The organism is Sphingomonas tagetis (assembly GCF_024211275.1).
GTDB classification, from domain to species: domain Bacteria; phylum Pseudomonadota; class Alphaproteobacteria; order Sphingomonadales; family Sphingomonadaceae; genus Sphingomonas; species Sphingomonas tagetis.
In genome coordinates this window covers 63,048-89,005 of the sequence record NZ_JAMLDX010000008.1, presented here as the reverse complement: position 1 = coordinate 89,005, position 25,958 = coordinate 63,048, and the positions used below count along the sequence as shown (strand labels likewise).

Annotated in this window: 24 protein-coding genes; 20 read left to right on the top strand and 4 right to left on the bottom strand. The window is 66.9% G+C overall.

The annotated features are described in order from the left end of the window. The first annotated feature begins 182 nt into the window (after window positions 1-182). The 14 genes from M9978_RS11785 to M9978_RS11720 all read left to right on the top strand — a co-directional run bounded on the left by M9978_RS11785 (window position 183) and on the right by M9978_RS11720 (window position 14,265). On the top strand, window positions 183-1,226 hold the full coding sequence (locus M9978_RS11785; protein ID WP_254293385.1) for a rod shape-determining protein: 1,044 nt from the start codon (window positions 183-185) through the stop codon (window positions 1,224-1,226). A 495-nt stretch (window positions 1,227-1,721) separates the two neighbouring features. Beyond that, on the top strand, window positions 1,722-2,765 hold the full coding sequence (locus M9978_RS11780) for an ABC transporter substrate-binding protein (protein WP_254293383.1): 1,044 nt from the start codon (window positions 1,722-1,724) through the stop codon (window positions 2,763-2,765). Between the two features lie 60 nt (window positions 2,766-2,825). Further along, entirely contained in the window at window positions 2,826-5,141 is a 2,316-nt protein-coding gene (locus M9978_RS11775; protein ID WP_254293381.1) for a TonB-dependent receptor, read from the top strand. A gap of 12 nt (window positions 5,142-5,153) precedes the next feature. Continuing rightward, window positions 5,154-6,194 carry an ABC transporter substrate-binding protein gene (locus M9978_RS11770; protein WP_254293379.1) on the top strand — a complete coding sequence of 347 codons (1,041 nt, stop codon included), beginning with the start codon at window positions 5,154-5,156 and terminating at the stop codon, window positions 6,192-6,194. Then, window positions 6,191-7,288 (top strand): ABC transporter substrate-binding protein, encoded by a 1,098-nt coding sequence (locus M9978_RS11765; RefSeq protein ID WP_254293377.1) that lies wholly within the window; start codon window positions 6,191-6,193, stop codon window positions 7,286-7,288. Before M9978_RS11770 ends, M9978_RS11765 begins: the two co-directional genes overlap by 4 nt. Next, entirely contained in the window at window positions 7,285-8,472 is a 1,188-nt protein-coding gene (locus M9978_RS11760; protein WP_254293375.1) for an MFS transporter, read from the top strand. The genes M9978_RS11765 and M9978_RS11760 overlap by 4 nt, the downstream gene beginning before the upstream one ends. Continuing rightward, window positions 8,469-9,218, top strand: coding sequence for an ABC transporter permease (locus M9978_RS11755; protein ID WP_254293374.1), 750 nt, complete (start codon window positions 8,469-8,471; stop codon window positions 9,216-9,218). The genes M9978_RS11760 and M9978_RS11755 overlap by 4 nt, the downstream gene beginning before the upstream one ends. Window position 9,219: 1 nt before the next feature. Then, window positions 9,220-9,996 (top strand): ABC transporter permease, encoded by a 777-nt coding sequence (locus tag M9978_RS11750; RefSeq protein ID WP_254293372.1) that lies wholly within the window; start codon window positions 9,220-9,222, stop codon window positions 9,994-9,996. A gap of 11 nt (window positions 9,997-10,007) precedes the next feature. Beyond that, the gene (locus tag M9978_RS11745) at window positions 10,008-10,868 is read left to right on the top strand and encodes an ABC transporter ATP-binding protein (RefSeq protein ID WP_254293370.1); all 861 of its coding nucleotides are present in this window, start codon (window positions 10,008-10,010) and stop codon (window positions 10,866-10,868) included. After that, on the top strand, window positions 10,865-11,170 hold the full coding sequence (locus tag M9978_RS11740; RefSeq protein ID WP_254293368.1) for a nitroreductase family protein: 306 nt from the start codon (window positions 10,865-10,867) through the stop codon (window positions 11,168-11,170). Before M9978_RS11745 ends, M9978_RS11740 begins: the two co-directional genes overlap by 4 nt. Continuing rightward, on the top strand, window positions 11,115-11,474 hold the full coding sequence (locus tag M9978_RS11735; protein WP_254293366.1) for a nitroreductase family protein: 360 nt from the start codon (window positions 11,115-11,117) through the stop codon (window positions 11,472-11,474). Before M9978_RS11740 ends, M9978_RS11735 begins: the two co-directional genes overlap by 56 nt. Continuing rightward, window positions 11,471-12,370, top strand: coding sequence for an LLM class flavin-dependent oxidoreductase (locus M9978_RS11730; RefSeq protein ID WP_254293363.1), 900 nt, complete (start codon window positions 11,471-11,473; stop codon window positions 12,368-12,370). The genes M9978_RS11735 and M9978_RS11730 overlap by 4 nt, the downstream gene beginning before the upstream one ends. Window positions 12,371-12,382: 12 nt before the next feature. Next, window positions 12,383-13,549, top strand: coding sequence for an LLM class flavin-dependent oxidoreductase (locus tag M9978_RS11725; protein ID WP_254293361.1), 1,167 nt, complete (start codon window positions 12,383-12,385; stop codon window positions 13,547-13,549). 11 nt (window positions 13,550-13,560) lie between these two features. Then, window positions 13,561-14,265 carry a class II aldolase/adducin family protein gene (locus M9978_RS11720; protein WP_254293359.1) on the top strand — a complete coding sequence of 235 codons (705 nt, stop codon included), beginning with the start codon at window positions 13,561-13,563 and terminating at the stop codon, window positions 14,263-14,265. Between the two features lie 114 nt (window positions 14,266-14,379). On the opposite strand, the gene M9978_RS11715 is transcribed toward M9978_RS11720, so the two are convergent. The 3 genes from M9978_RS11715 to M9978_RS11705 form a co-directional block, all read right to left on the bottom strand. After that, window positions 14,380-16,434, bottom strand: coding sequence for an alkaline phosphatase D family protein (locus M9978_RS11715; RefSeq protein ID WP_254293357.1), 2,055 nt, complete (start codon window positions 16,432-16,434; stop codon window positions 14,380-14,382). 224 nt (window positions 16,435-16,658) lie between these two features. Further along, a complete protein-coding gene (locus M9978_RS11710) occupies window positions 16,659-17,783 on the bottom strand; it encodes an enolase C-terminal domain-like protein (protein WP_254293355.1) in 1,125 nt (374 codons plus the stop codon). Between the two features lie 51 nt (window positions 17,784-17,834). Further along, window positions 17,835-18,584: a FadR/GntR family transcriptional regulator gene (locus M9978_RS11705; protein ID WP_254293353.1), complete on the bottom strand. Its 750-nt coding sequence runs from the start codon at window positions 18,582-18,584 to the stop codon at window positions 17,835-17,837. Between the two features lie 151 nt (window positions 18,585-18,735). Between M9978_RS11705 and M9978_RS11700 the strand changes: the two genes are divergently transcribed. The 6 genes from M9978_RS11700 to uxaC are packed head-to-tail and all read left to right on the top strand — an operon-like array spanning window position 18,736 to window position 24,433. Further along, the gene (locus M9978_RS11700) at window positions 18,736-20,043 is read left to right on the top strand and encodes an MFS transporter (RefSeq protein ID WP_254293351.1); all 1,308 of its coding nucleotides are present in this window, start codon (window positions 18,736-18,738) and stop codon (window positions 20,041-20,043) included. Continuing rightward, window positions 20,043-20,696 carry an RraA family protein gene (locus M9978_RS11695; protein ID WP_254293350.1) on the top strand — a complete coding sequence of 218 codons (654 nt, stop codon included), beginning with the start codon at window positions 20,043-20,045 and terminating at the stop codon, window positions 20,694-20,696. Before M9978_RS11700 ends, M9978_RS11695 begins: the two co-directional genes overlap by 1 nt. Before the next feature lie 7 nt (window positions 20,697-20,703). Then, window positions 20,704-21,018 carry a UxaA family hydrolase gene (locus M9978_RS11690; RefSeq protein ID WP_254293348.1) on the top strand — a complete coding sequence of 105 codons (315 nt, stop codon included), beginning with the start codon at window positions 20,704-20,706 and terminating at the stop codon, window positions 21,016-21,018. Then, the gene (locus tag M9978_RS11685; protein WP_254293346.1) at window positions 21,011-22,246 is read left to right on the top strand and encodes a UxaA family hydrolase; all 1,236 of its coding nucleotides are present in this window, start codon (window positions 21,011-21,013) and stop codon (window positions 22,244-22,246) included. The genes M9978_RS11690 and M9978_RS11685 overlap by 8 nt, the downstream gene beginning before the upstream one ends. Beyond that, window positions 22,236-23,012, top strand: a complete 777-nt coding sequence (locus M9978_RS11680; RefSeq protein ID WP_254293344.1) for an SDR family NAD(P)-dependent oxidoreductase — start codon at window positions 22,236-22,238, stop codon at window positions 23,010-23,012. Before M9978_RS11685 ends, M9978_RS11680 begins: the two co-directional genes overlap by 11 nt. A 2-nt stretch (window positions 23,013-23,014) precedes the next feature. Next, window positions 23,015-24,433, top strand: a complete 1,419-nt coding sequence (gene uxaC, locus M9978_RS11675; RefSeq protein ID WP_254293342.1) for a glucuronate isomerase — start codon at window positions 23,015-23,017, stop codon at window positions 24,431-24,433. 15 nt (window positions 24,434-24,448) lie between these two features. On the opposite strand, the gene M9978_RS11670 is transcribed toward uxaC, so the two are convergent. Further along, the gene (locus M9978_RS11670; RefSeq protein ID WP_254293340.1) at window positions 24,449-25,792 is read right to left on the bottom strand and encodes a glycoside hydrolase family 28 protein; all 1,344 of its coding nucleotides are present in this window, start codon (window positions 25,790-25,792) and stop codon (window positions 24,449-24,451) included. Window positions 25,793-25,958: the final 166 nt, after the last annotated feature.

Below are 25,958 nucleotides of genomic sequence, written 5' to 3'. Positions count from 1 at the left end.
TCGGGCATCGCCCGCTAAGGCCGAATGCCGGCGGCGGCGAATCGCCCGAACGCTTGTGCCGCTCGGCCAGCCGCTAACCGCTTGACCGTTCCGAACCACTTGCCCACGCGCGGCGGCCCACCCCATCGCCTGTCGCCGCGCGCTGTTGCCTGCGGCTGACGATGCCCTTTTGATTGAACTCGATGCGATTTCCTCGCTTTTTCCCGAGCGTTTCCTCCGATCTCGCGATCGACCTCGGCACCGTCAACACCGTCGTCTACCTCAAGCATCGCGGAATCGTGCTCAACGAGCCTTCGGTGGTCGCGCTGGAAACGCGCAACGGCATTCCGACGGTGCGTGCGATCGGCGCCGAGGCAAAGCTGATGCTCGGCAAGACGCCGGACAATGTCACGACGATCCGTCCCATGCGCGACGGCGTGATCGCTGACATCAACGTCGCCGAGCAGATGATCAAATATTTTATCGGCAAGGCCCGCGGCGGATCGCGCCGGTTCGCGCGCGGTCCGGAAGTCGCCATCAGCATCCCGAGCAGCGCCACGCAGGTCGAACGGCGGGCGATTCAGCAGGCCACCTCGAATGCGGGTGCGGGCAAGGTCCTGCTGATCGAGGAATCGATGGCGGCGGCGATCGGCGCGGGATTGCGCGTCATCGATCCGCGCGGCGCCATGGTCGTGGACATTGGCGGCGGAACGACCGAGGTCGCGGTGTTGTCGCTGCGCGGGTTGGCTTATAGCGCGTCGGTGCGTGTCGGCGGTGACCGGATGGACGAGGCGATCGCCTCCGGAATCCGGCGCCGGCACAATCTGATGATCGGCGAAGCCACTGCGGAACGGATCAAGGTCGAGATCGGCACGGCGCGGCGGCCCGCCGACGGGATCGGACGCGTGATGAAAGTCAGGGGCCGTGACCTGGTCAAGGGCATGCCCGCCGAGGTCGAGGTCAGCCAGGGCGAGATCGCGCAGTTTCTCGCCGAACTGGTCGCGCAGATCGTGGAAGCAACGCTGAGCGCGCTCGAGAAGACCGAACCCGAACTTGCCGCTGACATTCATGACGAGGGCATCGTGATGACCGGCGGCGGCAGCCTGCTCGCCCATCTCGACGAGGTGCTATCGCAGGCGACCGGCCTGCCGGTGGTCGTGGCGGACGACGCGCTGATGTGTGTCGCGAACGGTGCCGGACGAGCGCTGGAAGACCCGGACTATCATGGCGTGATGTCGGACGCCTGAGCCTTGCCGATCCCCCGGGCCTGCCGGTGGTTCGCGCCGGATGGCCGCCTCCGGTTGCCGGGAAAGGTCGGATTTGCCGTCCCCAACCAAAGCTATTGACCTTAATCCCATCAAATCGATATGTATTGAGCACGGCGGTGGTCACGCCGTGCGGCGACTCACAGCCGACATCTCGACCCGCGGTTTTTGACGGAATGCAGATTGCGCCGCGTCACCAATTGCTAAAGCGCACGGCGTTGCCGATGGAGCCCGGCGGCCTCGTGTTTCCGAACAGGAAGGAACGACGATGAGCCAATGTATCCATCTCTCCCGCACGCCACCGCCGGCATTGCTGGCGCGCTGCTGACGCAACGCTGAATCCGATCATTTGACGGCGACCGTCGCGGGCTGACGTCCGCGGCCTGACGCTCTGCGCGCCATTCCGGCGTGCCGGTCCGTTGCGCGGCAAGCGCTTCGGCCGCGGCGGTCGCTCGTCCTCACGACAAGGACATATTCATGAGCAACATCACCGACCTCTGGTACACGCGCTGCCCGGTGCCGACTGGCCTCGGCATCGCAGTGCAGCTTGGCTGGTTTGCCGACGAGTTCGCCGTCGATGGGATCGGCCTCAAGTCGATCCAGGAAACCGCGGACCTCAATGCCCGCGAGAGCCACTTCGACCACAATCTCCCAAGCTCGTTCCGCCAGGGCGGCAGCATCCCGGCGATCTGGGCGCGCTCGCGAGGCCGGGACACCAAGGTGATCGGCCTGTCCTGGACCGACGAGTTTCAGGCGATCCTGTCGCTGCCGGGCTTCGGCATCCGCACCCCGCGCGACCTGAAGGGGCGGCGCATCGGCTTGCCGGTCAACCCGATCTCGATCGACTTCAATCGTGCGACCGCGCTCAAGGGCTTCGCCTCGGCGCTTGAACTCGAAGGCTTGTCGCTCGCCGATGTCGAGCGAGTCGATACCGTCAGCACCGACCCGGCACGCAGCGGGACCGAGGGCATCGCCACCGGCGAGCGCAACCGCGCGCGGACGCGGCACGGCTATCGCGCCGAAGTGCTGGCGCTGGTGCGCGGCGAGGTCGATGCGATCTACGTCAAGGGCGCGCTCGGCCTCGAAACCGCGCGGCTGACCGGCGCGCATATCGTCGCCTCGCTCGGCGATCATCCCGATGCCTGGGTGCGCGCCAACAATGGCACGCCGCGTCCGCTGACCGTCGATGCCGCGCTGATCGAGCAGCGGCCCGATCTGGTCGAGCGTTTCCTCGCCCGCGTGATCGCGGCGGGCGACTGGGCGGCGGCGCATCCCGACGAGACGGTCGCCTATATCGCGCGCGAGACCGGCTCGACGCCCGATTGGGTGCGCGAAGCCTATGGTGCGAACGCGCATGGCGCGCTGGCAACGTTTCTGAGCGACGACGCGATCGGCGCATTTGGCCGATTCAAGGACTTCCTGTTCCAGCACGGCTTCCTCGAGGCCGATTTCGATGCGCGCGGCTGGATCGATCCGCGCCCGCTGGCGGGGGTCGAGGCGCGCGAGCGCCAGGCCGCCTGATCTTTTCCACACGAACATGACCGCGCGGCACGTCGCCGCGCCGGGGGGACGTTTTTCGACATGACACGTTTGAAGACCAAGAAGACCGGATTGACGATCGCCATCTCGCTCGCGGCACTGGGCGCGGCGCTGCCGGCCTATGCCGAGGACGCTGACCCGCCCGTCGCCGAAAGCGACCCGGCGGACGCCGAGGGCACCGAGATCGTCGTCACCGCGGGCAAGCGCGAGCAGGACATTCAGGACGTGCCGAGCGCCGTCACTGCGCTGGGCGAGGATGTGTTCACGCTGCAGGGTGTCGGCCGCTCGGCCAATGAGGTGCTGGCGCTGGTGCCCAACGCCTCCGCCGGGACGCAGCAGCATGGCCGGCCGCGCTGGTGGATCCGCGGCGTCGGCGCCGGGCAGCAGCAGATCGACCTTGCCAACCCGGTCGGCTTCTATCTCGACGAAGTCTATATCAGCAACGCCAGCGCCACCGGCCTGCCGCTGTTCGATCTCGAACGCGTCGAGGTGCTGCGCGGCCCGCAGGGCACGTTGTGGGGCAAGAACACCACCGGCGGCGCGATCGCGGTCGTGACCAAAAAGCCGAGCTTCACGCCTGGCGACAACTCGAACTACGTCAAGCTCGACTATGGCAGCTATGACGACAAGATCGTCCAGGCCGGGGTCGGCGTCACGCTGGTGCCCGACGCGCTCGCCGCGCGCATCTCCGGCCATATCGAGAATCGTGACGGCCGCTTCACCAATTTGTTCAGCGGCGACAAGAACAATGCGATCGAGGACAGCGTGATCCGCGGCCAGCTGCTTGCGCGCAGCGGTAATTTCGAAGCGCTGCTCGGGGCGCACTACCGCAAGTACAAGACGTTCGGCGGGTATTGGACGGTCGGCAGCTATCGCGCCGACGGCGTCTATCGCAACGGCTATGCGCCGCCGGTCGATCGCGACGCGGTCAACACCAATGCCGACGAGAACAGCGACACCAGCCAATATGGCGGCTCGCTCAAGCTCGATTTCGACTTTGGCGCTGCGACGCTGACTTCGATCACCGGCTATGAGCGGTACGAGACGGAATCGTTCGGCGACAGCGACTACACCCCGCTGGAAATCGCGCGGAACCACACCGATGCGGCCAGCAAGCAGTGGAGCCAGGAGTTGCGGCTCGCCTCAAACGGCTCGGGCGCGTTCAAGTGGATCCTCGGCGCCTATTATTTCAACGAGAAAATCCGTTCCGACGCGGCGTCCGCGACGCTGCCCGACGGCGCCGTGCCGGCCCGCCCCGGCGACACCGCGCCCAACGCCTATAGCCGCACGCGCTATGACCATCAGGCCGAGAGCGGCGCCGCGTTCGCCAATCTCGGCTACGACCTCACCGATACGCTCAACCTCACTGTCGGCGCACGCTTCACGCGCGAGACCAAGACGCTCGACTTCCGCCGTATCGCCAATGCGACCGCGGCCGGGGCGACGTGGAGCGGCTACGCGCAATGGTGGGACAGCTATACCGGCAATATCGGCGGGGCGGGGACCTTCTCGGGCCAGCTGCGGCGGACCTGGGACAATTTCACCTATGACGTGACGCCCTCGTGGAAGATCGCGCCGGGTCACCTGCTTTATTTCAAATATGCGCATGGCGTGAAATCGGGCGGGTTCAACACCGCCGCGCAGTTGACCGCAGCGTTGCAGGTGGTCGAGCCGGAAGAGCTGGATTCGTTCGAGATCGGCTACAAATCGAGCTGGTTCGGCGGCGCGGTGACCTTCAATGCCACGGCCTTCCACTATCAGTACGACAATGTGCAGATCAACGTGGTCGGGCCGAACCCCGGCGCGGTCGGCGGCACGACGACGTCCTACCTCCAGAACGCGGCCGAGGCGCATGTCAACGGCGCCGAGTTCGAGCTGACCGCGCGGCCGGTCGAAGGGCTCCAGCTCAACGCCGCGCTCGGACTGCTCGATACCAGGTATGACACGCTTCAGGTCGTGAATGGCGGCGCTAATCTCGCCGGCGCCGAGTTCGTGCGGGCGCCGCACGTCACGCTCAATCTGGGCGCCTCCTATGAGTTCGATCTGGACGAAGCAGGCAAGATTCAGCTCGGCGCCGACGCGCGCTACCAGTCGCACCAATTCTACTACATCACGCCGCAGGACCGGGTGAACCGCTACCTGCTCAATCAGCCGGGCTACACGCTGGCGAGCGCGCGCATCGCCTACACCACGCCCGACGACCGCTTCACCTTCACGGTCTACGTCAACAATCTGCTCGACGCCACTTACCGCAACCATGCGCTGCCGCAGTTCAACGCGGCCAACGGCATCACCGGCGACACCATCCAATGGGGCGACCCGCGCACCTGGGGTGCCTCGCTCGTCGCGCGCTTCTGAAGGAGATCAGGCATGACCGCTTTTCCCAACGAGATCTGGTACACCCGCTGCCCGGTGCCGACGCCGCTCGGCATCGCGATCAATCAGGGCGTGATCGATCGCGACCTGGCCGAGCTCGGCATCACCGTGCGCTCGATCCAGGACACGACCGACCCGGACGTCCGAGCGAGTCATTACGACCACCATCTCGCGCACAGCTTCCGTCAGGGCGGCAGCGTGCCGGCGATCTGGGCGCGCGCGGCGGGGTCGGACACGCGTGTCATCGGTCTGAGCTGGGTCGACGAGAGCCAGCTGATCCTGACGTTGCCAGACTCGGATATCCGCACGCCCGCCGATCTGCGCGGCAAGCGGATCGCGCTGCCGCGCCGGGCGAGCCAGAAGATCGACATCTTCCGCGCCACCGCGTTGCGCGCGCTGCTCGCCGGGCTGTCGCTCGGCGGGGTCGGTGAGGACGAAGTCGAGTGGGTCGATGTCGACGCCACCGATCCCGACGGCTTCGAGCTGGTTGCTCGCGGCAATTGGGGTGGTCGCCCGCTCTATGCCGCCGAGTTCCACGCGCTGGTGCGCGGCGAGGTCGATGCGATCCACGTCAAGGGTTCGCTCGGGCATGAATATGCCCTGCTCGCCGGCGCGCATGTCGTCATCGACACCGGCTTCCACCTCGATCCCAGGATCCGCGTCAACAACGGCGCGCCGCGCCCGCTGACGGTCGATGCGGCGACGCTCGAGCGCTACCCGGCGGTCGCGCGCCGCCTGCTCGCGCATGTCGTCGAGGCGGGCGAATGGGCCGAGGCACGTCCCGACGAGACGCTCGCCTATATCGCGCGCGAAACTGGTTCGCCCGAACAGTTCGTGCGCGCAGCCTATGGCGGCGACACGTTGCACCAGCGGCTCAAGACCGATCTCGACGACGCATCGGCCGAGGCGCTGCAGGATTTCAGCGACTTCCTGTTCGAACGCGGCTTCCTGCCCGCGCGCGTCGATGTCGCCGCCTGGATCGACCGGCGGCCGTTCGAGACGCTGGATTATCTCGAGGCGCTGGACGCCGCATGAGCCGCAAGACCATCTTCATCGCGCTCGGCGCGGTGCTCGTGCTCGGGGCGTTGCTAGCGTACCAGTTCCGCAGTCCGGCGCAGCCCGCGGCCGGGCAGCTGCCGGCGACGCTGACCATCGCCAGCATCGCCTATCCGCACGAGGGCAAGCAGCGCTATCAGGGGCAGACCGCGATCATCCAGCAGCAGGGCTGGCTGGAGGCCGAGCTCGCCAAGCGCGGGGTGAAGCTGATATGGTTCCCGGTCTCGACCGCGGTCGGTGGCCCGGTGATCAATGAGGGGTTCGCGGGCAAGCGGATCGATTTCGCCAGCTATGGCGACTTCCCCGCGATCATCGCGGTTGCCGGCGGCGTCGACCTGCGGCTGGTGGTGCCGGTCGGGCGCGGGCAGAACGCCTATGTCGTCGTGCGCAACGGCGTCGCCGCGAACAGCATCAAGGACCTCAAGGGCAAGCGCATCGCGCTCCACCGCGGGCGGCCGTGGGAGCTGCCCTTCGCCAAGCTGGTCGAGGCGAACGGGCTCACGCTCAGCGATTTCCGCATCCTCAACATCAACCCCCCGGCGAGCCACGCCGCGCTCGCTTCGGGCGATGTCGATGCGGTGGTGCTGCTGTCCGACGCGCATCTGCTGGTCGAGAAGAAAGTCGGGCGGATCATCTGGTCGACCAAGCAGGCGCCGCAATCGTGGAAGATGCGCGCCGAGCTGTTCGGGCGCGGCGATTTCGTCGACCGGCATCCCGAGCTGACCCAGCTCGTCGCCGACGCCTATGTCCGCGCACAGCATTGGGCGTCCGATCCCGCGCGCCGTGACGAGGTGATCGACATCACCTCGCGCGCCGAATCCCCGCGCAGCGTGGTCGAGGCCGAGCTGAACGAACCGCGCGTCGCGTGGAAGGATCGTTATTCGCCGCTTTATGACGACTTCATGGTCGCGCATTATCGCGACGCCGCGGCCTATACGTTCGACCAGAAGCTGGTCCGCACCAAGGTCGATGTCGACAAGCTGCTCGACCGGCGGTTCGCGACCGAGGCCCTCAAAAGGCTGAACCTGCAACAGCATTGGCAGTCCGCCACGGCGGAGGCCGCTGCGCGATGACCCATGCGATCAGCGACCGGCGCTTCATGACGCAGTTCCTGCTGCTTTCGGTAGTGAGTGGCATCACCATCGGTCTTGGCAAGGTCGTCACGACGATGTTTGCGATCGATCTGGGCGCAACGCCGTTGCAGGTCGGCGTGATCGGTGCGGCGGAATCGATCGGCATGGTGCTGGTGACGGTGCCAGCGGGCTTCATCATCGCTCGCTATGGCGCGCGCGGTATCTATTTCGCCGCCAGTCTCGGCCCGATGCTGATCAACCTGGCGATGCCGCTGGCGACCGGCTGGGCCGCGTTGGCCGGCGGGCGCTGGCTGATCGGGCTTTGCATTCCGTTCCGCATCATCGCGATGAACAGCTCGTTCCTGGAGCGGCTGCGCGGCAATGGCGAGACGCGCGGCGGCTGGTATCGCGGGTCGCAACAGGCGGGCATGGCGATCCTTGGACCCGCAGCGGCGGGGCTACTGATCGTCCATGCCGGGGTGACGCCGGCCTTCTGGATCGTCGCGGCGCTGTTCGGCGTCATGGCGCTGTTCAGCCTGTCCTTCCTGCCCGCGCGCGATCCGGCTGCGGCGGAAAGCGCGAGCTTTCTAACGGAGATCGGCGCGCTGCTCGGCGACCGCGCCATCGCCGAGAGCTGCTTCGTCGAGTTTCTGAGCTCGGCCACCGGGGCGCTGTTTTCGACCTTCGTCCTGTTGCTGGCCGCCGCGCTCCCGCCGCTGACCAAGGAGGACGGGATCACCGTGCTGCTGGTTCAGGGCTTCAGTGCGGTCGCCTTCCTGTTCCTGAGCGGCACGTTGGTCGCACGGCTGGGACGCGGCGCGGCCTACGCCGTGGCGTTGAGCCTCGCCGGTGCCGCACTGTTGCTGGTCGGCCTCGCGCATGGGCTGGCAGGGCTCGCCGCGGGCGCGGTGCTGCTCAGCGCGGCTTCGGCGGTCGTCCACCTGATCAATGTGCGCATGCTGGCGAGCATTCCGGGCGGCAAGAGCAAGGCGGCCGGACTCTACAATCTCGCATCGATGACTGGCTCCTCGGCGGGCGCTCTGGGCGGCGGGCTGCTGACCAAGCTGGTGCCGCTGCAATCGGTGTTCCTGCTGTGGCTGCCGCTGCTGTTCGCCGCCGCCGGTTTCGCCTTCCTTCGCCACCGCACCGCTCGGCCGCTCGCGCCGCAGGAGGTCCTGCCATGATCCGTCGCTTCGCTCAGGGCATCGCGCCGCTGCTGGCATTGCTGCTCGCCTGGCAGCTTGCGTCGGCCAGCGGTGTCTTCCCGGCGCAGGTGCTGGTGCCGCCGAGCGAGGTCGCCGCGACGCTCGCCCGGCTGTGGCAGGACGGCGAGCTGGGCGATCACCTCGGCACCAGCCTGTTCCGGCTCGTCTTCGGGTTCCTGACGGGCGCCGCAATCGGGCTGGCGTTCGGTGCCGCGATGGCGCTGTCGAAGCTGTTCGAGACGCTGTTCGCGCCGGTGTTCCAGGCGGTGCGGCAGGTGCCGGTGCTCGCCTTCATCCCGATGCTGGTGCTGCTGCTCGGCATCGAGGAGCGGTTCAAGATCGTCGTCGTCGCGGTCGCGGTGTTCTTTCCGGTCGCGCTGGCGACGTTCGACGGGGTGAAGGGCATCCCGAAAGCCTGGTTCGAGGTCGCGCGGCTCTACCGCACGCCGCCGCTGCCGTTCATCACGCGCATTCTGTTGCCCGCTGCGGTGCCGCCGGTGCTGACCGGGCTACGGCTGGGCCTGACGCGCGGCTGGCTGGTGCTGGTCGCGTGCGAGCTGCTCGCGGCGGACAGCGGCATCGGCCAGATGATGGAGATGGGCCGCCAGATGTTCCGCATCGATGTGGTGCTGGCTGGCGTGTTCGTCAGCGGTCTGGTCGGCTTCGGGCTCGACCGCTCGGTCAAGCTCGTCGAGCGCCGCTTCGCCCGCTGGAAGGAGGCCTGACATGGCTCGCCTGAACACCCCCGCCGCGCGCATCTTGCTCGGTCTGGTCGTGCCGGTGCTGCTGCTGATCTGGTGGCAGGCACAATCGGCGCAGGGCGGCGCGCGCGCGCTCGCCTTCGTGCCATTGCAGGAAGTCGGTGCCACACTCGCCGCGCAGATCGTAAGCGGCTTCCTGCTCAATGACGTGCTGTCGACCCTGTCGCGTGCGCTGACCGGGTTGCTGCTCGGCGGCCTCGCGGGGACCGCGCTCGGCGTGGCGATGGCGATGTGGCGCCCGCTCGACCGCGTGGTCGGCCCGCTCTACCACGCGGTGCGGCAGGTGCCGCTGCTCGGCTGGCTGCCGCTGATCGGGCTGTGGGTCGGCAATGGCGACGCGACCAAATTGCTCGTCGTCAGCCTCGCCGCCTTCTACCCGACGGTGCTCAACAGCTATGAGGGCGTCGCCGCGGTCGAGCGCCGCTATGTCGAGGTCGGCAGTCTGTTCGGCTTCTCACCCGCGCAACGCTTCAGCCACGTCCTGCTGCCCGCCGCGCTGCCGCTGATCCTTACCGGTTTCACCCAGGCGCTCGCCTTCGCCTGGATCGCCACCATCGGCACCGAGATATTGCTCGGCGCGCCCGCCGGACTCGGCGCGACGATGGGCGTCGCGCAGGCGCAGCAGCGGATGGACGTGATTCTCGTCGCGATCCTCGCCGCCGCCCTGCTCGGCTTTTCGATCAACCACCTCTTCGCCCGCCTGCGCCGCCACCTGCTGCGCTGGCAGCCCGTGCTCGCTTGAAGGAGCTGTCCATGACCCTGCACACTCGCATCGATACGCCGCATGTCCCGATCGACACACCCGCGAACGGCGCGCTGACGATCGCCAACCTGTCCAAGGATTTCCGCATCGGGCGCGAGGCGCTGCCGGTGCTCGACCGGATCGATCTCGACATCCGCGCGGGCGAGTTCGTCAGCATCGTCGGCCCGTCGGGCTGCGGCAAGTCGACGCTGGTTCGGCTGATCGCCGGGCTCGACACCGATTATGCGGGCGAGATCCGGCTCGACGGCAAGCGCATCGCCGGCACCAGCCTCGACCGCGGGCTGATCTTTCAGGACCATCGTCTGTTTCCCTGGCTGACGCTGGAGGAGAATGTCGGGCTGGCGCTGCTCAACACCGATATCCCCAAGCCGCAGCGCGCGCGGATCGTGGCGGAGCATATCGCGCTGGTGAACCTGACGGGGTTCGAGCAGGCCTATCCGCACCAGCTGTCGGGCGGCATGGCGCAACGCGCCGCGATCGCGCGGGCGCTGGTGACCGAACCCAAGCTGCTGCTGCTCGACGAGCCATTGGGCGCGCTCGATGCGCTGACCCGGGTCCATGTCCAGCGCGAGCTTCAGCGCATTTGGCTCACTCAGCGCTCGACGATGGTGATGGTCACGCACGACGTCGAGGAAGCGGTGTTCCTCGGCGACCGCGTCATCGTGATGGACGCCAAGCCCGGCCGCATCCGCCGCATCGTCGATATCGATCTGCCGCATCCGCGCGACCGCAGCTCGCCGATCCTGCATCGCCTGCGCGACGAAATCCTCGCCGAGCTGACCGGCCCCCAAGTAGATTCTCAGGCGCCCGAGAACCTCGTCCATCTGCCGGTGCGCGAGGTGCGGGCATGAGTCGCGCGCCCGACCATCCCGTCGCGCCGCTGTTCGTCGACCGCTGGTCGCCGCGCAGCTTTTCGGGCGAGGCGATCCCCGACGCCGACTTGCTGACGGCGTTCGAAGCGGCGCGCTGGGCGCCGTCGGCGTCGAATGTCCAGCCGTGGCGATTCATCGTCGCGCGGAACGGCGATGCGGCGTGGCCGGTGTTTCTCGACCTGTTGATGCCGCGCAACCGGCTATGGGCGGCGCAAAGCCTCGGCGTTGATCGTGATCGCCTCGGCGACGCAGGTCGAGCGGCGCGGTGTGACCGGGCATAATCACAGCCACAGCTTCGACACCGGCGCGGCCTGGGCCAATTTCGCGCATCAGGCGCTGCTGCTCGGCTGGCACACGCACGGGATCGGCGGGTTCGACCGCGATGCGGCGCGCGTGGCGTTGGCGATCCCCGAAGATTTCGCGGTCGAGGCGGTGGTCGCGATCGGGCGGCAGGGCGATCTCGACACGCTGCACGCCGATTTCCACGCGCAGGAAGCGCCCAATACCCGCCGCCCGCTCGCCGACTTTGTGTTCACGGGCCGCTTCGGCGGCGACACAACCATCCAGCAAAGGAGTGCCGCATGACCCTTCGTTTCTATTGGCGGCTTGATCCCGCCGCCGAACCCGCGCGCGGCGAGGCATCGGCCCGCCCCGCCACAGGCTTTGTGCCGCGCGATGTCCGCACGGCGTCGCTCAACCGCTACGACTATTATGTGCAGGTCGCGCGCGCCGCCGCGACGACCGCGTTCGACGGGCTGTTTGTCGCTTACCGGCCGGAGAGCGACGACAGCCAGATCGTTGCCGCCGCCATCGCGCGGACCGCGCCGCGGCTGCTCCTGGTGCCCGAATTTCCCGCGACCGTGGGTTCGGCGGTCTATGCGGCCAAGGAAGCGGTGAGCTTCCAGCGCGCGACCCACAACCGGCTCGGCTGGGCGCTGACCGGCGATGGCGGCGAAGAGGATGCGGCGCGCACCGCCGAGTTTCTTCATGTCGCCCGCGGCGTCCACGGCACGCGGCCGTTCGACCATGATGGCGAGTATTTCTCGGTCAAGGGCGGCGGTTTTCAGGCGCCGCTCGCGAACGTACCGTTTCCGCCGGTCTATCTGAGCGGTGACGACGAGGAAGCGCTCGAACGGTCGGCGCGGCTGGCCGACGTCCATCTGCTGCCGCACGCACCGCTCGACGCGTTGCGCGGGCGGGCCGAGACGCTGGACCGGCTGGCGCTCGCCGCCGGCCGCACCGTCGAGCTCGGCGTCATCGCAACGATCACCGCGCGCGAGACCGCCGAGGAGGTCGCGGCCGGGCAGGGGATCGCCGGCAGTTATGACGCGGTCGCCAACCGTCTCGCCGATCTGCATGCGATTGGTGTCGGCCATGTCGTCCTCTCGGCGACGCCGTCGCTCGAGGAAGCCTATCGCATCGGCCAGTTCGTGCTGCCGCGCGTCCGCGCGCGCATCGCTGACCTGCGCGCCGCCGCCTGAAGGAGACTCATCATGTCGATCGATTTCTATTGGCGCCTGCCCACCCATGGCTGCCACGCCAGCATCCGCCGCGGCTCCTATGACCGGGGTGACTGGTCGCCGCTCCAGCCCGGCAATGTTGCGCCCGGCCTGACCGCGCAGGGCGAGGATGACGGCTATCGCTATATCGACCATCTCGCGGAGATCGCGAAGGCGGCGGAACTGTCAGGGTTCATCGGCGGGCTGATCCCGTCCTTTCCCAATACCGACGATCCCTGGGTGATCTCGCCGCTGCTCGCGCGCGAGACCAAGACGTTCCGCTTCATGATCGCGTTCCAGCCCGGCTTCCTCGATCCGGTCCATGCCGCGCGCATCTCGGCGAGCCTGCAGCGCGCGACCGGCGGGCGAACGGTGTTCAACGTGATCACGGGCGGCGGCGGACCGTCGCAGCTGTGGTGGGGCGACGATTTCGCCCATGACGACCGCTATGGCCGCACCACTGAGTTCCTCGACATCTTTCGTGGCGTGTGGGCGGGCAAGCCGTTCGACTATGACGGCCGCTTCTATCAGGTGGAGGGCGAGCAGCTCTCGGACCTGCTGAGCCGCGAGGAAGTCCCTGAAATCTGGTTCTCGGGCTCGTCCGAGGCCGCGCTGCAATCGGCGGCGAAGCACGCCGATTACTATCTCTCCTGGCTCGAACCCTATGACCAGCTCACCGACAAGTTCGCGCGGGTCAAGGAACGCACCGCGCAGCTTGGCGGCGAGCAGAAATGCGCGATCCGCGTCGATCTCGTCGCGCGCCCGACCGAAGAGGAAGCGTGGCGCGACATCCGCATCGGCTTCGAGAATGTCAGCGACGCGACGCGCGCGCAGTGGCGCGGTCAGCCCACCGATTCGGTCGGCGCCGCACGCCAGTCCGCGCTCAAGCCGACCGAGGCGAAGCGCTGGGATGACCTCATCGTCGGCAAGAATCTGTGGGGCGGGTTCAACCTGCTGCGCGGCGGCCCGGCGCTCGGCATCGTCGGCAGCTATGAGCAATGCGCCGAGCAGCTCGACGAGCTGATCCAGCGCGGCGCCGACGCCTTCATCCTCGCCGGCACCCCGCATCTCGAGGAAGCCTGGCGGATCGGCGAGGAAGTGCTGCCGCTGCTCGGCCGCACCGCCGCCACGACCCAGAACCTGCTCGAAGCCGCCGAATAAGGAGAACGGACATGACTCAACTCAACTCGACCATCACCGATTTCGCCGCCGCCGCCGTCCGCGATGCCGGCATCGCCTTTCGCGGCCTCGCCGCCACCGGCACGATCGCGCCCTCCGGAACGGTCAACTTCGTCGAGCGCGTGCCGGGCGAGGAGGCCGCGGTGTCGATCGGCTATCCCGGCCCGTTCGCGCCCGATGCCGAGCTCAAGCCGACCATCTATGCGCTCGACGGCGAGGTGCTGCAGGGGCCGCCCGGCGCAAATCTCGGCGGCGGGCGCTATTTGTCGATCTTCCGCGCGCATGCCGACATCACGACGGTGAGCCACGTCCATACCGTCTATCTCGGCGCCTGGTCGCAGAGCCACCGGTCGCTGCCGATCCGCTACGTGCCGGTCCAGCGCTGGACCCGTGCGCGCGAACTGCCAATCTATATCGACCGGCGCCAGGGCGAGGCGAACTTCATCCTCGAGGCGATCGCCAAAGACCATCACCTGCCCGCGATCCTCGAAGCCAATGGCGGCTCGACCGCCTGGGGCCGCAAGGGACTGCTCGCGCTCGCCAACACCATCGTGCTGATCGAGGAAGGCGCACGCTTCCAGGCGCTCGCCGAGACGCTGGGCGGGGCGAAGGACTACGGTCCCGGCGTGCTGGAGCAGCAGTGGAAGATGTCGGGCCTGCTGCAACAGGACGAAGTGCTGGCCGTGGCCGCCGAGTGAGAGTCTGCCGCTCGTCCCGACGTCGCATCGCGCGTCGGGATGAGCGGCACGCCCGCGCGAGATTCTGGCGAATATCGAAAATGGCTTGCCTTGCTGCCCTCGATCGAGCGGGATTCAGATCGACAGTTTTGCGTCCCCTTCGAGCATTGTCTGCTCGAGCTTCGGCGGCGTGCCCGGTCGCCACAGCTTTGCGCGGTGCGATACCCGGTAACGCAGCGGTCCGCCGTCCGGGGTCGTCGCACGCGCGATCGGACGGACGATGCACACGAATTCGGTGTCGATCGTTTTCGGTCCGGCAGTGACCACCGAATAGCCGTGCCCGGCCATGTCGACGAACGCCAGATGCGGTGCGACGCCGGGATTGGTCGCCGCGCGCGCCTTCTCGATGTCGCCGCTCGCCGCATATTCCAGCGCCGCGCGCACGCCGCGCTTGATGGTGAGGTTGATCGTGTGTTCGGGCGGGGCGCCTTCGGGCTTTCGCACGTAGAGCGGGCGCAGGGCTGAATCCTTGAAGAACTCGGCCGCTTCGCCAAGGCCCGGCGCGGAGATCGATCCGGTGATGAAGCTCAGGCCTACCGGATCGAAGCCTGCGGGCGGCAGCCTGGGCGTGGCGTATCCGGCCCAGAAGCTGTGGCGATCGCCCGAGACGGTGACGAAGCCCGGGATCTTGCGGTCACGGATCAGGTCGTAGATTTCGGCACGCTCGTTGAAGGTGCCGCTGAAATCGACGCCGCCGAAATTGCCATAGCCGGTGCCCGGCCATTTGTCCTTCACCAGCCCGGCGGGCAGGTTCTGCGGGTCGGTCCGCATGACGAGTGGACCGTTGGTCAGACCCCAGATCTTCCAGGTCGCGGTCGATTTCGTCAGCCGCTCCTTCAGCCATGCCTTCTGCTCGCGACCCAGCACGGTGCGGGCGGGCTCGTCCTTGCGGTAATTTGGGATGCGCTTGTCGCCGATCGCGATCGTGGCCGGCGGGTTGCCACCCGCATAGTCTTTCCCGCCGTCGATGATTTCCAGCCACTCGCCGGGAACGACGGGATAGCCGCCCGAATCGAGCGCCTGCGCCTCGGGCCGGTCGGTCGGGTCCGCCGCCTTGTAGCTGAAGAGGTCGGTCAGGATCAGATCGACGTTCCGGCCATAACGCAGCGCGCGATAGGCCGTCATGCTGCCCACCGCCGCGCGGTTGTTGGCTTCGGTGCCGAAGCCGTCTTCGTCGAAGCGCTCGATCGGCGCATTGGTCACCGCGGGCGGCGCGAATTGATCGAGTCCCGGGCCGGAGGCCTTGCGGACGCGCGACGGAATATATTCCCACCATGCCTGGTTGGCGTCGACGCGCAGCTGCTGGGCGGGCTCGACCTTGCCCCCGAACCGGGTGAAGCTTTGCCAGCCCTGCCACGAGAATTCGTGATTGTCGCCCATGCACACGAACGGGAAATGCGCGCGCGCGTCCTGAATGTCGGGGTCGTCGATATGCGCGCGATAGACGAAGCGATAGCCGGCCAGATTGGTCGGCACGTGGAAATTGCCGACCTTGCGCGCATCGGGCACGCGGCCGATGTCATAGATCGTTCGCGAAAAGCGCGTCTTCACCTCGTCGGGATATTGGACGACCTCGTAGATGAAGTCACCGAGATGGAGCACGAAGCCCAGCTTGCGGTCGGCCGGCGCGCGCTCGTCCTCCCAGATCATCCGGCGATAGGCGTTCTGCGCGCCTTCGTTGACGGTGTTGCACGACACGAAGGCGAAGCGGACGGGGCGCGGATCGGTGGCGCGGGGGGCGGTGATGGTGCGCCCGATCCGGCTGCCGGCCCCGGTCGCGTCGGTGAAGCGGTACCAATAGACCGTCGCCGGCGAGAGGCCGCCGACGAGCGCGCGGCAGGTCCAGTCGGCTGCGGCGAGCACCGGTGTGCGCGCCGTGGCGACGACGCGCCGGAATGCCGCATCCAGCGCCACCTCGACCGTCAGCGTCTGGCCGGAGCCCTGATCGAACGGCCGCCGGGTCCACAGCACGACGCTATGCTCGTCGGGATCCCCCGACGCGACGCCCTGGGGATAAAGCGCACGATCCTCTCGCCAGGCGACCCGCGACGGCGCCGCCGCCGACTGCCCCGCCCAGACGGCGCTGATTCCGAGTGAAGCGGCGTTCGTCAGAAACTGCCGTCGATCCATTTCACACTCCCAGCCTGCCCCCGCCGCTCGCTTGGTGACGCCAGGCTCAGGTCAAGATGGCCAAGCGCAAACGCCGGGGATGCCGACACTCCGGGAATGGACTGCACACCGGATTGCGCGCGAGGACAAGTGCCGATCGGTCGCCAGTGAAAGGAGCGGACCAGCGCATCCAGGGCCGCTTCAGGGTAGCGATGCGAAACCCCTGTTGCTCCGGCAGCGCCCGATCAGGCGTTGAAGGTCCGCTTCGACACGCAATTATTCTCGACCAGGTCCCAGTCGATATCGATGCCGAGACCGGGACCGTCCGGGGCGTGGATGTTGCCGTCTGAGTCCATGAAGTCGCGCAGGCTCTGCTTCATCGGGATCTGGAACGTGTCCTCGGGCACGAACAGCTCGAAATATTCCGAATTGCGCACGGCGCAGGCGACATGGATGTTGGCGATGTCCATCGGCCCCATCGTCGTCGTGTGCAGCTCGCAGTTCATGCCGTGCGCTTCGGCGAGGTGGCAGACCTTGAGCGTGCCCGTGATGCCGCCCTTCCACGACACGTCGGCGCGGACCATGTCGAGCGCGTCGGCCTTGATCGCCTGCGCCACGCCCCACGGCCCGCCGCGCGTCGTCTCGGTGCCGACGATCGGGATGTCGACCGCGGCGCTCAGCTTGGCATATTTGTCGAGCTCGTAATCGCGGAACGGCTCCTCGAACCAGTAATAGTCGAGTTCTTCCAGGTGCCGCGCGACCTTGATCGCCTCATGCAGCGAATATTCGGCGACAGGGTCGGTCATCAGGATCATGTCCGGCCCGACCGCCTCGCGCACCGCGGCGTGGATCTGCATGTCGAGGCTGCTCGGTCCGCATGGATGGACCTTGTATGCCTTGAACCCGCGTTCCTTGTAGTGGAGCGCCTCGCGCACATAATCGTCGATGCCCGGCAGCCACAGGCTGCTGGCATAGACCGGCAGGCTGGTGCGATAGCTGCCGAGATATTTGTGCAGCGGCAGCCCGGCGGTGCGCGCCGCGGCATCCCACAGCGCGACGTCGATCGGGCCGGGCAGGAACACTGGAAAGAAGGCGCCGTGGCGATCGATATTCCAGAAATCGTGCCAGATCGCCTCGCGGTCGTGGATGCTGCGCCCGAGAATGACCGGGGCGATCACGTCCGACAGATAGGCGTCGGTGACCGCACCCGAGCGCGCCGCCCAGAAGGTGGCGATGCCCTCGATCCCGTCCGAGGTCGTGATGCGGCCGACGCCATAGCTCCACGGCATTGGCGCGGCGCCCTCGCGATCCTCGTCGAACAGGCCCTTGGGCCGGTTGCAGATCCAGGTCTCGAATTTCTCGATGCGCATCCCGCTCCCCAAACTTGTCTTACAGGATTGTAGCGGGCGGCGAGGTGCCGATCAATCCATCGCGACCGGCTGGCTCGGCTTGGCGACGATCGGCGCGAGAATGACGGTGAGCGCGTCGTCGAAATGCTGCGCCATCGCGGAGGCGGCGGCCGCAGGATCGCCGGCGACCACGGCCTTGACGATCGCTTCGTGCAGCTCCTGCACGCGATCGAGTCCCTCGATCTGCGACCAGCGTTCCCGGCCCGTGCTCATGGCGACGAGGATCAACTGGCGTAGCGCATCGATCAGCAGCGAATAGAGCGGATTGCCGGTGGCTTCGGCCAGCGTGACATGGAGTTTGAGGTCGAGTTCGAGATAGCGGTCGCCATCGTCGATTTGCCGCGCCATCTCGACCGCGATTTTTTCGAGCTCGGCCGCTTGCGCGTCGGTGCGGTGCTGCGCGGCGAGCACGACCATCGCGATCTCAACACCGCGGCGGAGTTCGAGAATGTCCTTCTCGTTCGCCTGGCCGATCAGCACCGCGTTGCTGATCACGCGCGACATCATGCCGCCATCGACCGGGACGATCGTCGCGCGCTTGCCGACCGCCATCTCGACCAGGCCGGTTGCGGCGAGCGTGCGCATCGCCTCCCGCACCACGGGGCGGCTCACGCCCAGCATATTGCTGATCGTCGTCTCGCTGGGCAGGCGCGAGCCCGGACGAAGCTGCTCCGCCGCGACATGGTCGCGCAGATAGGCGATGACCTGATCGACCAGCCCGATCGACTTCAGCCCGCCATCATCCTCGTTCGCTGCCTCCAACCCATCCTCCGCCACGATGCGCGCGGCACATATCGCCTGTCGCCGCCCCAGATTGCAAATTGCGACTTGTCATACAACTTGAAAACGATCATCCTGTCTTACAGGATAAGGATGCAACGCGGCGAAGCCGCGAGCGAGAGGTGCTTTGGCGATGACCACCGAATCGAGTGCGCGGGACCCGGTCCCCGTGGCTGCGCCACCGCGCGGGCGATACCGCTGGGTAATCTGCGCGCTGCTCTTCGCCTCGACCACCATCTGCTACATCGACCGCCAGATCTTCGGGTTACTCAAACCGACGCTCGACGCCGAGTTCGGCTGGAGCGAGACCGATTATGGCGACATCATCGCCGCCTTCTCGCTGATGTACGCCTTCGGCTATCTGCTCGGCGGGCGGCTGATCGACCGGATCGGCGTGCGCAAGGGACTTTCGCTCGCGGTGTTCGGCTGGAGCCTCGCCGCCGCGGCGCATGGCCTCATGTCGACCGTCCTGGGGTTCAAGATCGCGCGCGGTATGCTCGGCATCACCGAGGGCGGCAACTTTCCCGCCTCGATCAAGGCGGTGCGCGAGTGGTTTCCGCCGCAGGAGCGCGCCTTCGCGACCGGCATCTTCAACGCGGGCAGCAATATCGGCGCGATCGTGACGCCGATCAGCCTGCCGTTCGTCGTGGCCTTTTTCGGCTGGCGCGCCGCTTTTCTGATCGCGGGCAGCCTGGGGCTGATCTGGCTGGTGCTGTGGCTGCGCTTCTACGAGCTGCCCGAACGGCAGCGGCGGCTGTCGGCGGAAGAACTCGGCTTTATCAAAGCCGGCGAAGACCCCGCGCCGCAGCCGCATGTGCCGTGGCTCTCGCTGCTCAAATATCGCGGCACCTGGGCCTATGTCGTCGGCATGCTGATGACCAGTCCGGTGTGGTGGTTCTACCTCAACTGGGTGCCCGGTTTCCTGCACGACCGCTTCGGCATCGACATGATGGGATCGATCGCGCCGCTGGTGGTGATCTATCTGGTCGCGGACGTCGGCAGCATCGCCGGGGGCTGGATTTCCTCGCGGCTGATTCGCGGCGGGATGCGCCCGGTGCCGGCGCGGCTGGCGACGATGTTCCTGATGGCGCTGTGCCCGATCCCCGTGGCGTTCATCGCCGGCGTGTCGGGCCTGTGGCCGGCGGTGTTCATGATCGCGCTCGCCGCGGCGGGGCATCAGGGCATGTCGGCCAACCTCTACACACTGGCATCGGACACGGTGCCTTCGCGCGGCGTCAGTTCGGTGATCGGCATGGGCGGCTTTGCGGCGGGCATCGTCGGCATGTTCGTCGCGATGGCGGTCGGCCGCATCCTCGACGCGACCGGCGGCAATTATTCGGTGCTCTTCATCGGCGCCGCACTCGCTTACCCGCTGGCGGTTCTGGTCATGGCGCTGATCGTGCGCCGTCCAGCCGCCGCTCCTTCGACACTGGAAGCATGATGGACGACAAGACGGTTTTCGACCTGTTCCGCACGGAACTCTACACGCCGGTGGTCGGCGATATCCTCGACACGCTGGGGCTGGTGCATCAGTTCCTGCCGCAGCCGATCCAGCCGATGCTGACCGAGATGAAGCTGATCGGCCGCGCCATGCCGGTGCTGATGATCGACGTCTATGGCCCACAGGCGCAGCCCTTCGGCAAGCTGACCGAGGCGCTCGACCAGCTCGAATCCGGCGACATCTACCTCGCCAGCGGCGGCGCGATGCGCTGCGCCTATTGGGGCGAGATATTGACCGCGACCGCGCGCTCGCGCGGCGCCAATGGCGCGGTGGTCAACGGCTATCACCGCGACACGGCACAGGTGCTCGAACAGGACTGGCCGGTGTTCAGCCGCGGCCGCTTCGCGCAGGATTCGGGGGTGCGCACCAAGGTGATCGACTATCGCTGTCCGATCGAGGTGGGACCGGTGACGGTGCAGCCGGGCGATCTGGTGTTCGGCGATCTCGACGGCGTGGTCGTCATTCCGCGCGCGGTCGAGGCCGAAGTGGTCGAACGCGCGTTGGAAAAGGCACGCGGCGAGAAGTTGGTGCGGCAGGAGATCGAGGCCGGCATGTCGAGCACTGCCGCCTTCGCCAAATACGGGATATTGTGAGGCGGCGATGACCAGCGCGTTCCGTATCCACCCTGACGACAATGTCGCGACGCTGCTCGGCGATGGCGAAGGGGCGGTGACGATCGTCGCGGGGAACGAGATTGAGCTGCGCGAGCCGGTGGCGCTCGGCCACAAGGTCGCGCTGGCCGACATCGCGGCCGGCGCGCCGGTGGTGAAGTTCGGCATCCCGATCGGCCTCGCCAGCGTCGCCATTCGCGCGGGCGACTGGGTCCATCTGCACAATTGCACGAGCCGCTTCGACGAGCGCTCCGGCAGCTTCGATCTCGAAACCGGCGCGGCCAAGGACATGAGCTATGACTGAGGTGCCAAACACTGCACTCGGCGCGCGCGAATGGCAGGGCTGGCTGCGGCCGGACGGGCGCAAGGGCGTGCGCAACCTCGTCCTCGTCATCTACACCGTGCAATGCGCCGCGCACGTCGCGCACGCCATCGCGGCGGGTGAGGATGACGTGCAGGTCATCGGCTTTCCCGGCTGCTACGACAATCAGTACGCGATCCGGCTGGTGCTCAGCCTCGCGCGGCATCCCAATGTCGGCGCGGTGCTGTCAGTCGGCTTGGGCTGCGAATATACCCAGCCGGCGAAGATCGCCGAGGCTGTGGAGAAGAGCGGCCGGCCGGCCGATGCCTTCTTCATCCAGGATGTCGGCGGGACGCGCTCTTCGACCGAGAAGGGCAAGGACATCGTTCGGTCCTTACGCGAGCGGATCATGCGCGAGACGTCGCGCGTGGCGATGGGGTTTGGCGACCTGACGCTGGGCGCCGAATGCGGCGGGTCCGACGGCACCAGCGGGCTGGTCGGCAATCCGGTGGTCGGGCGGTTGTTCGACTATGTGGTCGATGCCGGCGGCTCGGCGATCTGCGAAGAGGTTGTCGAGATGATCGGTCTCAAGGACATCATCCTTGCACGTGCCGCCGATGATCGCGCGCGCGGCGAGCTGGAAGCCGCCTATGCCAAGGCCGAGCATTATTGCCGGGAGGTCCGGCAATATTCGGTGTCACCCGGCAATTTCGCGGGCGGTCTCACGACGATCGAAGAGAAGAGCATGGGCGCATTCGCCAAGAGCGGATCGCGGCCCATTCAGGGCGTGATCAAGGTCGGCGAGAGCCCGCCCTGGCCTGGCATGTGGGTCATGGACTCGGTGCCCGATCCGCACTTCATGCAGTTCGGCTATACCAACCCCAATGATACCGAAGGGATCATGGACCTGATCTCGGGTGGCAGCCAGATCGTGCTGTTCATTACCGGGCGCGGCAGCGTGATCGGATCGCCGGTCGCGCCGCTGATCAAGGTGACGGGCAACAGCCGCACCTATGCGCGGATGCATGAGGACATGGATTTCGACGCGGGCCGCGTGCTGGCCGGCGAATTGTCATTGGACGCGGCCGCCGGCGAGCTTGCGGCGATGGTCGCCGATGTCGCCTCGGGGCAGGCGAGCAAGCCCGAAGCGCTCGGGCACAGGGAGTATTTCGTGATGTACAAGCACCAGGACACGCCGGATCTCGATCGGGGGTGCCGCAGTGCAGCCTGATCCGTTTCGCCCAGACCCCTTCAGACTCGATGGCGAAGTCGCGCTGATCACCGGCGGCGGCACGGGCCTTGGCCTCGGCATGGCGCGCGCGTTGCACGCCGCCGGCGCGCAGGTCGTGCTCGTCGGCCGCCGCGAGGAGATGGTGCGCGGCGCGGCCGAGGAACTGGGCGAGGGCGCGCATTGGGAAGCGGTGGACGTCACCGACTTCGCGGCGTTGCCGGCGCTGGTCGAGCGCGTGATTGCGAAGACCGGCAAGGTTTCGATCCTGCTCAACAATGCCGGGATCAATTTCAAGAAGCTGGCGGTCGACACGCCAGTCGAGGACTTTTCGATGATGCTCGACACGCATGTGCTGGCCGCGCATGCGCTCACGCAGGCGGTGCTGCCCGGCATGCTCGCCGCCGGGCATGGCAGCATCCTGTTCACTGCGTCGATGACCTCGCTGATCGGGATGCCGGGCGTCGTCGCCTATTCCGCCGCCAAATCGGCCTATGTCGGGATGGTGCGCGCGCTGTCGTGCGAAGTCGCGGGGCAGGGCGTGCGGGTCAACGCGATCGCGCCCGGCTGGATCGAATCGCCGATGCTGCGCCGCGCGCTCGACGGCGATCCCGCGCGGTCTGACCGCATCCTTCAGCGCACGCCGATGGGCCGCTTCGGCGAGCCCGAGGATATCGGACTCGCCGCCGTCTATCTCTGCTCCCCCGCCGCGCGCTTCGTGACCGGCGTCCTGCTGCCGGTCGATGGCGGCGCCTCGCAAGGCTTCTGACGATGACCACCCCTTACCGCCTTCACGAAGACCGGCTGTTGCCGACCGATCCCGGCGTTCGGGCCATCGCACGCGAGCTCTACCACTCGGTGCGTGACCTGCCGATCGTCAGCCCGCACGGCCATACCGATCCCAGCTGGTTCGCGACCAACGAGCCGTTCAGCGACCCCGCCTCGCTGTTCATCATCCCGGATCACTATATCTTCCGCATGCTCTATTCGCAGGGCGTGCCGCTCGAGGAACTGGGCGTGCCGCGTATCGATGGCGGCTGGACCCAATCCGATCCGCGCAAAATCTGGCGGCGCTTCGCCAAGAACTTCCACCTGCTGCGCGGCACGCCGAGCTGGATGTGGCTGGGCCACGCGCTGCACGAGATCATGGGCATTCCGCAGAAGCTGAGCGTGGCGACGGCGGACGTGATCTATGACCAGATCGACGCCAAGCTGAAGCAGGATGACTTCCGCCCGCGCGCGCTGTTCGAGCGGTTCAGGATCGAGGTGCTGGCGACGACCGAAGACCCGCTCGACGATTTGCGCCATCACCGCGCGATCAAGACGAGCGGCTGGGGCGGGCGCGTGCTGACCGCTTTCCGACCCGACAATGTCACCGATCCCGAACATCCCCGCTTCGCCCGCGACCTGCCCGAGCTGGGCCGGATCACCGGCGAAGATGTCGGCACCTGGGACGGCTATCTCGCCGCGCTGCGGGCTAGGCGGCGCTATTTCATCGAGCATGGCGGCTGCACTTCGACCGATCACGGCCATCCGACCGCGCACACCGAGAATCTGCCGCAGGAAGAAGCAGCGGCGCTATATGCGCGCGTCTCTACCGGGCAGGGCGATGCGCACGACGCCGAGCGTTTCCGCGGCCAGATGCTGACCGAAATGGCCCGGATGAGCGTCGATGACGGCCTTGTCATGCAGATCCATCCCGGCGCGCTGCGCAGCCAGAACCCGGCGGTCACCGGCATTTTCGGCGAGGCCAAGGGCGACGATTGGCCCTCGCGCACCGAATATGTGAAGTCATTGAAACCGCTGCTCAACGCGTTCGGCAACAATCGCGACCTGACGATCATCCTCTTCACGCTCGATGAGAGTACTTATGCGCGAGAGATTGCCCCCTTGGCGGGCCATTACCCGGCGCTTCGCATCGGGCCGGCCTGGTGGTTCCATGACAGCCCGGAAGGGATGCGGCGCTTTCGCGAGCAGGTGACCGAGACCGGCGGCTTCTACAACACCGTCGGCTTCAACGACGACACGCGCGCCTTCCTGTCGATCCCGTCGCGGCACGACATGAGCCGGCGCGTCGATTGCTCGTTCCTGGCGCGGCTGGTCGCCGAGCACCGCATCGACATGGATGAGGCGCAGGCGGTGGCGGCGGACCTCGCCTATAATCTGGTTCGGTCCGCCTACCGGCTCTGACGCGCGGCGCCGGGTTCAGCTGATGATCTGACCCGGCACGCCGTTGACGCGGACATTCTCGAAACGGATGTCCTTGGTGTCGCGTGCGATCAGCTTCTGGCGGTCGCCGGTGTCGGTCAGCCGCACGTCGATATCCTTGAGCAGGAAGTTCGAGATCGCGCTGGTCGCATTGCCGGAGATGTTGCCGAAGCGGCGTGTGGTGCCCTTCACATCCTCGATCACCACGTCGCGGATGATCGCGCCGGGCATGCGCGGCTCGACCTTGGTGCCGTGCACCAGCCGGGCGTTGACGATCAGCCCGACCGCGGCGTCGCTCTCGCTCCAATTGGGCTTGCCATAGCCGTGGAATACCTCGCCATTGTGCCAGCGCGGGCCATAGGGCGTCGGCGCTTCGGCGAGGCGGATGCCCTTGACGCGAAGCTTCTCATAGACCTGGCCCGGCGTATCCGGGCGCACCTTGAAACGGATGGTCGGGATGTCGCCGACATTGGTGATGCGCTCGACTCGCACATCGCGCACGACCGTCGCGTTGCTGCCATAGGTGACGCAGCCGAGGCCATGAACGAACACGCAATCATGGATATGGATGCGCTCGACCGGCGGCGCCTCGGCATAGGCGGCGGCGCCCGGTCCCTGCGTGCCCTTCAGCGCGATACAGTCGTCATCGACCGAGAAGCGGCAACGGCGCACGACGATGTCCTGACAGCTATCGATGTCGATCGCGTCCGAACTCGGCGCGCGGATTTCGTGCGGCACCTCGAAACTGCAATCCTCGACCACCGAATTGCGGCAGCGGTACATATGCAGGTTCCAGAATGCCGCGTCCTTGAAGGTCACGCCGCTGACCAGCACGTCGTTGCAGTCCTGGATGAAGGCGATCTGCGGGAAACCGTAAACGACCTTGGTCTTGCCGACATACTCTTCCGGCATGTCGAAGAAGCGCCGCCAGAACGGATCGCCATGCCCATCGAGCGTGCCCGGCCCGACGATGCGCAGCCCATGATTGCCGACCGAGGTCACCAGCGCCATGCGCACCGCTTCGGGATAGGCTTCGCAGAAGCGGCGTAGCACCAGCGGATAGTCGTCGAGATTGGACGAGCCCTTCAGCACGGCGTTCCGTTGAAGCTCCAGCCCGACGCCCGGCTTCAGCACGATCGATCCGCTGACGAAGACACCCGCGGGCACGGTAATCATGCCGCCGCCCGCCCGCGCGCAGGCGTCGATCGCCTTCTGGATCGCGCGGGTGTTGACGGTGCGCCCGTCTCCGACCGCGCCATGGCTGCGGATGTCGACGAGTCGCTTGCGGGCAAGGGCAGGCGCCGCGGAAACGGTTAGGAGTGCCAGCGCTGGCGCTCCCATGATCAAGCCACGCCTTGAGCTCATTTAACATCCTCTTCTAAAACGATTTTTTAGCGCTGTCTAACGCATGCAAAAACCGCTTGCGTTATCAGTCATCATACAACTATATCTGTCTTACAGGTTTGGTCAAGCGCGCGAGACAGCGGTGAGGACCAGCTAATCAGGG

What these genes read in the sequence shown, in the direction of transcription:
- M9978_RS11785 (WP_254293385.1), top strand. Translation starts at nt 183, where the DNA reads ATGCGATTTCCTCGCTTTTTCCCGAGCGTTTCCTCCGATCTCGCGATC.
- M9978_RS11780 (WP_254293383.1), top strand. Translation starts at nt 1,722, where the DNA reads ATGAGCAACATCACCGACCTCTGGTACACGCGCTGCCCGGTGCCGACT.
- M9978_RS11775 (WP_254293381.1), top strand. Translation starts at nt 2,826, where the DNA reads ATGACACGTTTGAAGACCAAGAAGACCGGATTGACGATCGCCATCTCG.
- M9978_RS11770 (WP_254293379.1), top strand. Translation starts at nt 5,154, where the DNA reads ATGACCGCTTTTCCCAACGAGATCTGGTACACCCGCTGCCCGGTGCCG.
- M9978_RS11765 (WP_254293377.1), top strand. Translation starts at nt 6,191, where the DNA reads ATGAGCCGCAAGACCATCTTCATCGCGCTCGGCGCGGTGCTCGTGCTC.
- M9978_RS11760 (WP_254293375.1), top strand. Translation starts at nt 7,285, where the DNA reads ATGACCCATGCGATCAGCGACCGGCGCTTCATGACGCAGTTCCTGCTG.
- M9978_RS11755 (WP_254293374.1), top strand. Translation starts at nt 8,469, where the DNA reads ATGATCCGTCGCTTCGCTCAGGGCATCGCGCCGCTGCTGGCATTGCTG.
- M9978_RS11750 (WP_254293372.1), top strand. Translation starts at nt 9,220, where the DNA reads ATGGCTCGCCTGAACACCCCCGCCGCGCGCATCTTGCTCGGTCTGGTC.
- M9978_RS11745 (WP_254293370.1), top strand. Translation starts at nt 10,008, where the DNA reads ATGACCCTGCACACTCGCATCGATACGCCGCATGTCCCGATCGACACA.
- M9978_RS11740 (WP_254293368.1), top strand. Translation starts at nt 10,865, where the DNA reads ATGAGTCGCGCGCCCGACCATCCCGTCGCGCCGCTGTTCGTCGACCGC.
- M9978_RS11730 (WP_254293363.1), top strand. Translation starts at nt 11,471, where the DNA reads ATGACCCTTCGTTTCTATTGGCGGCTTGATCCCGCCGCCGAACCCGCG.
- M9978_RS11725 (WP_254293361.1), top strand. Translation starts at nt 12,383, where the DNA reads ATGTCGATCGATTTCTATTGGCGCCTGCCCACCCATGGCTGCCACGCC.
- M9978_RS11720 (WP_254293359.1), top strand. Translation starts at nt 13,561, where the DNA reads ATGACTCAACTCAACTCGACCATCACCGATTTCGCCGCCGCCGCCGTC.
- M9978_RS11715 (WP_254293357.1), bottom strand. Translation starts at nt 16,434, where the DNA reads ATGGATCGACGGCAGTTTCTGACGAACGCCGCTTCACTCGGAATCAGC.
- M9978_RS11710 (WP_254293355.1), bottom strand. Translation starts at nt 17,783, where the DNA reads ATGCGCATCGAGAAATTCGAGACCTGGATCTGCAACCGGCCCAAGGGC.
- M9978_RS11700 (WP_254293351.1), top strand. Translation starts at nt 18,736, where the DNA reads ATGACCACCGAATCGAGTGCGCGGGACCCGGTCCCCGTGGCTGCGCCA.
- M9978_RS11695 (WP_254293350.1), top strand. Translation starts at nt 20,043, where the DNA reads ATGGACGACAAGACGGTTTTCGACCTGTTCCGCACGGAACTCTACACG.
- M9978_RS11690 (WP_254293348.1), top strand. Translation starts at nt 20,704, where the DNA reads ATGACCAGCGCGTTCCGTATCCACCCTGACGACAATGTCGCGACGCTG.
- M9978_RS11685 (WP_254293346.1), top strand. Translation starts at nt 21,011, where the DNA reads ATGACTGAGGTGCCAAACACTGCACTCGGCGCGCGCGAATGGCAGGGC.
- uxaC (WP_254293342.1), top strand. Translation starts at nt 23,015, where the DNA reads ATGACCACCCCTTACCGCCTTCACGAAGACCGGCTGTTGCCGACCGAT.
- M9978_RS11670 (WP_254293340.1), bottom strand. Translation starts at nt 25,792, where the DNA reads ATGGGAGCGCCAGCGCTGGCACTCCTAACCGTTTCCGCGGCGCCTGCC.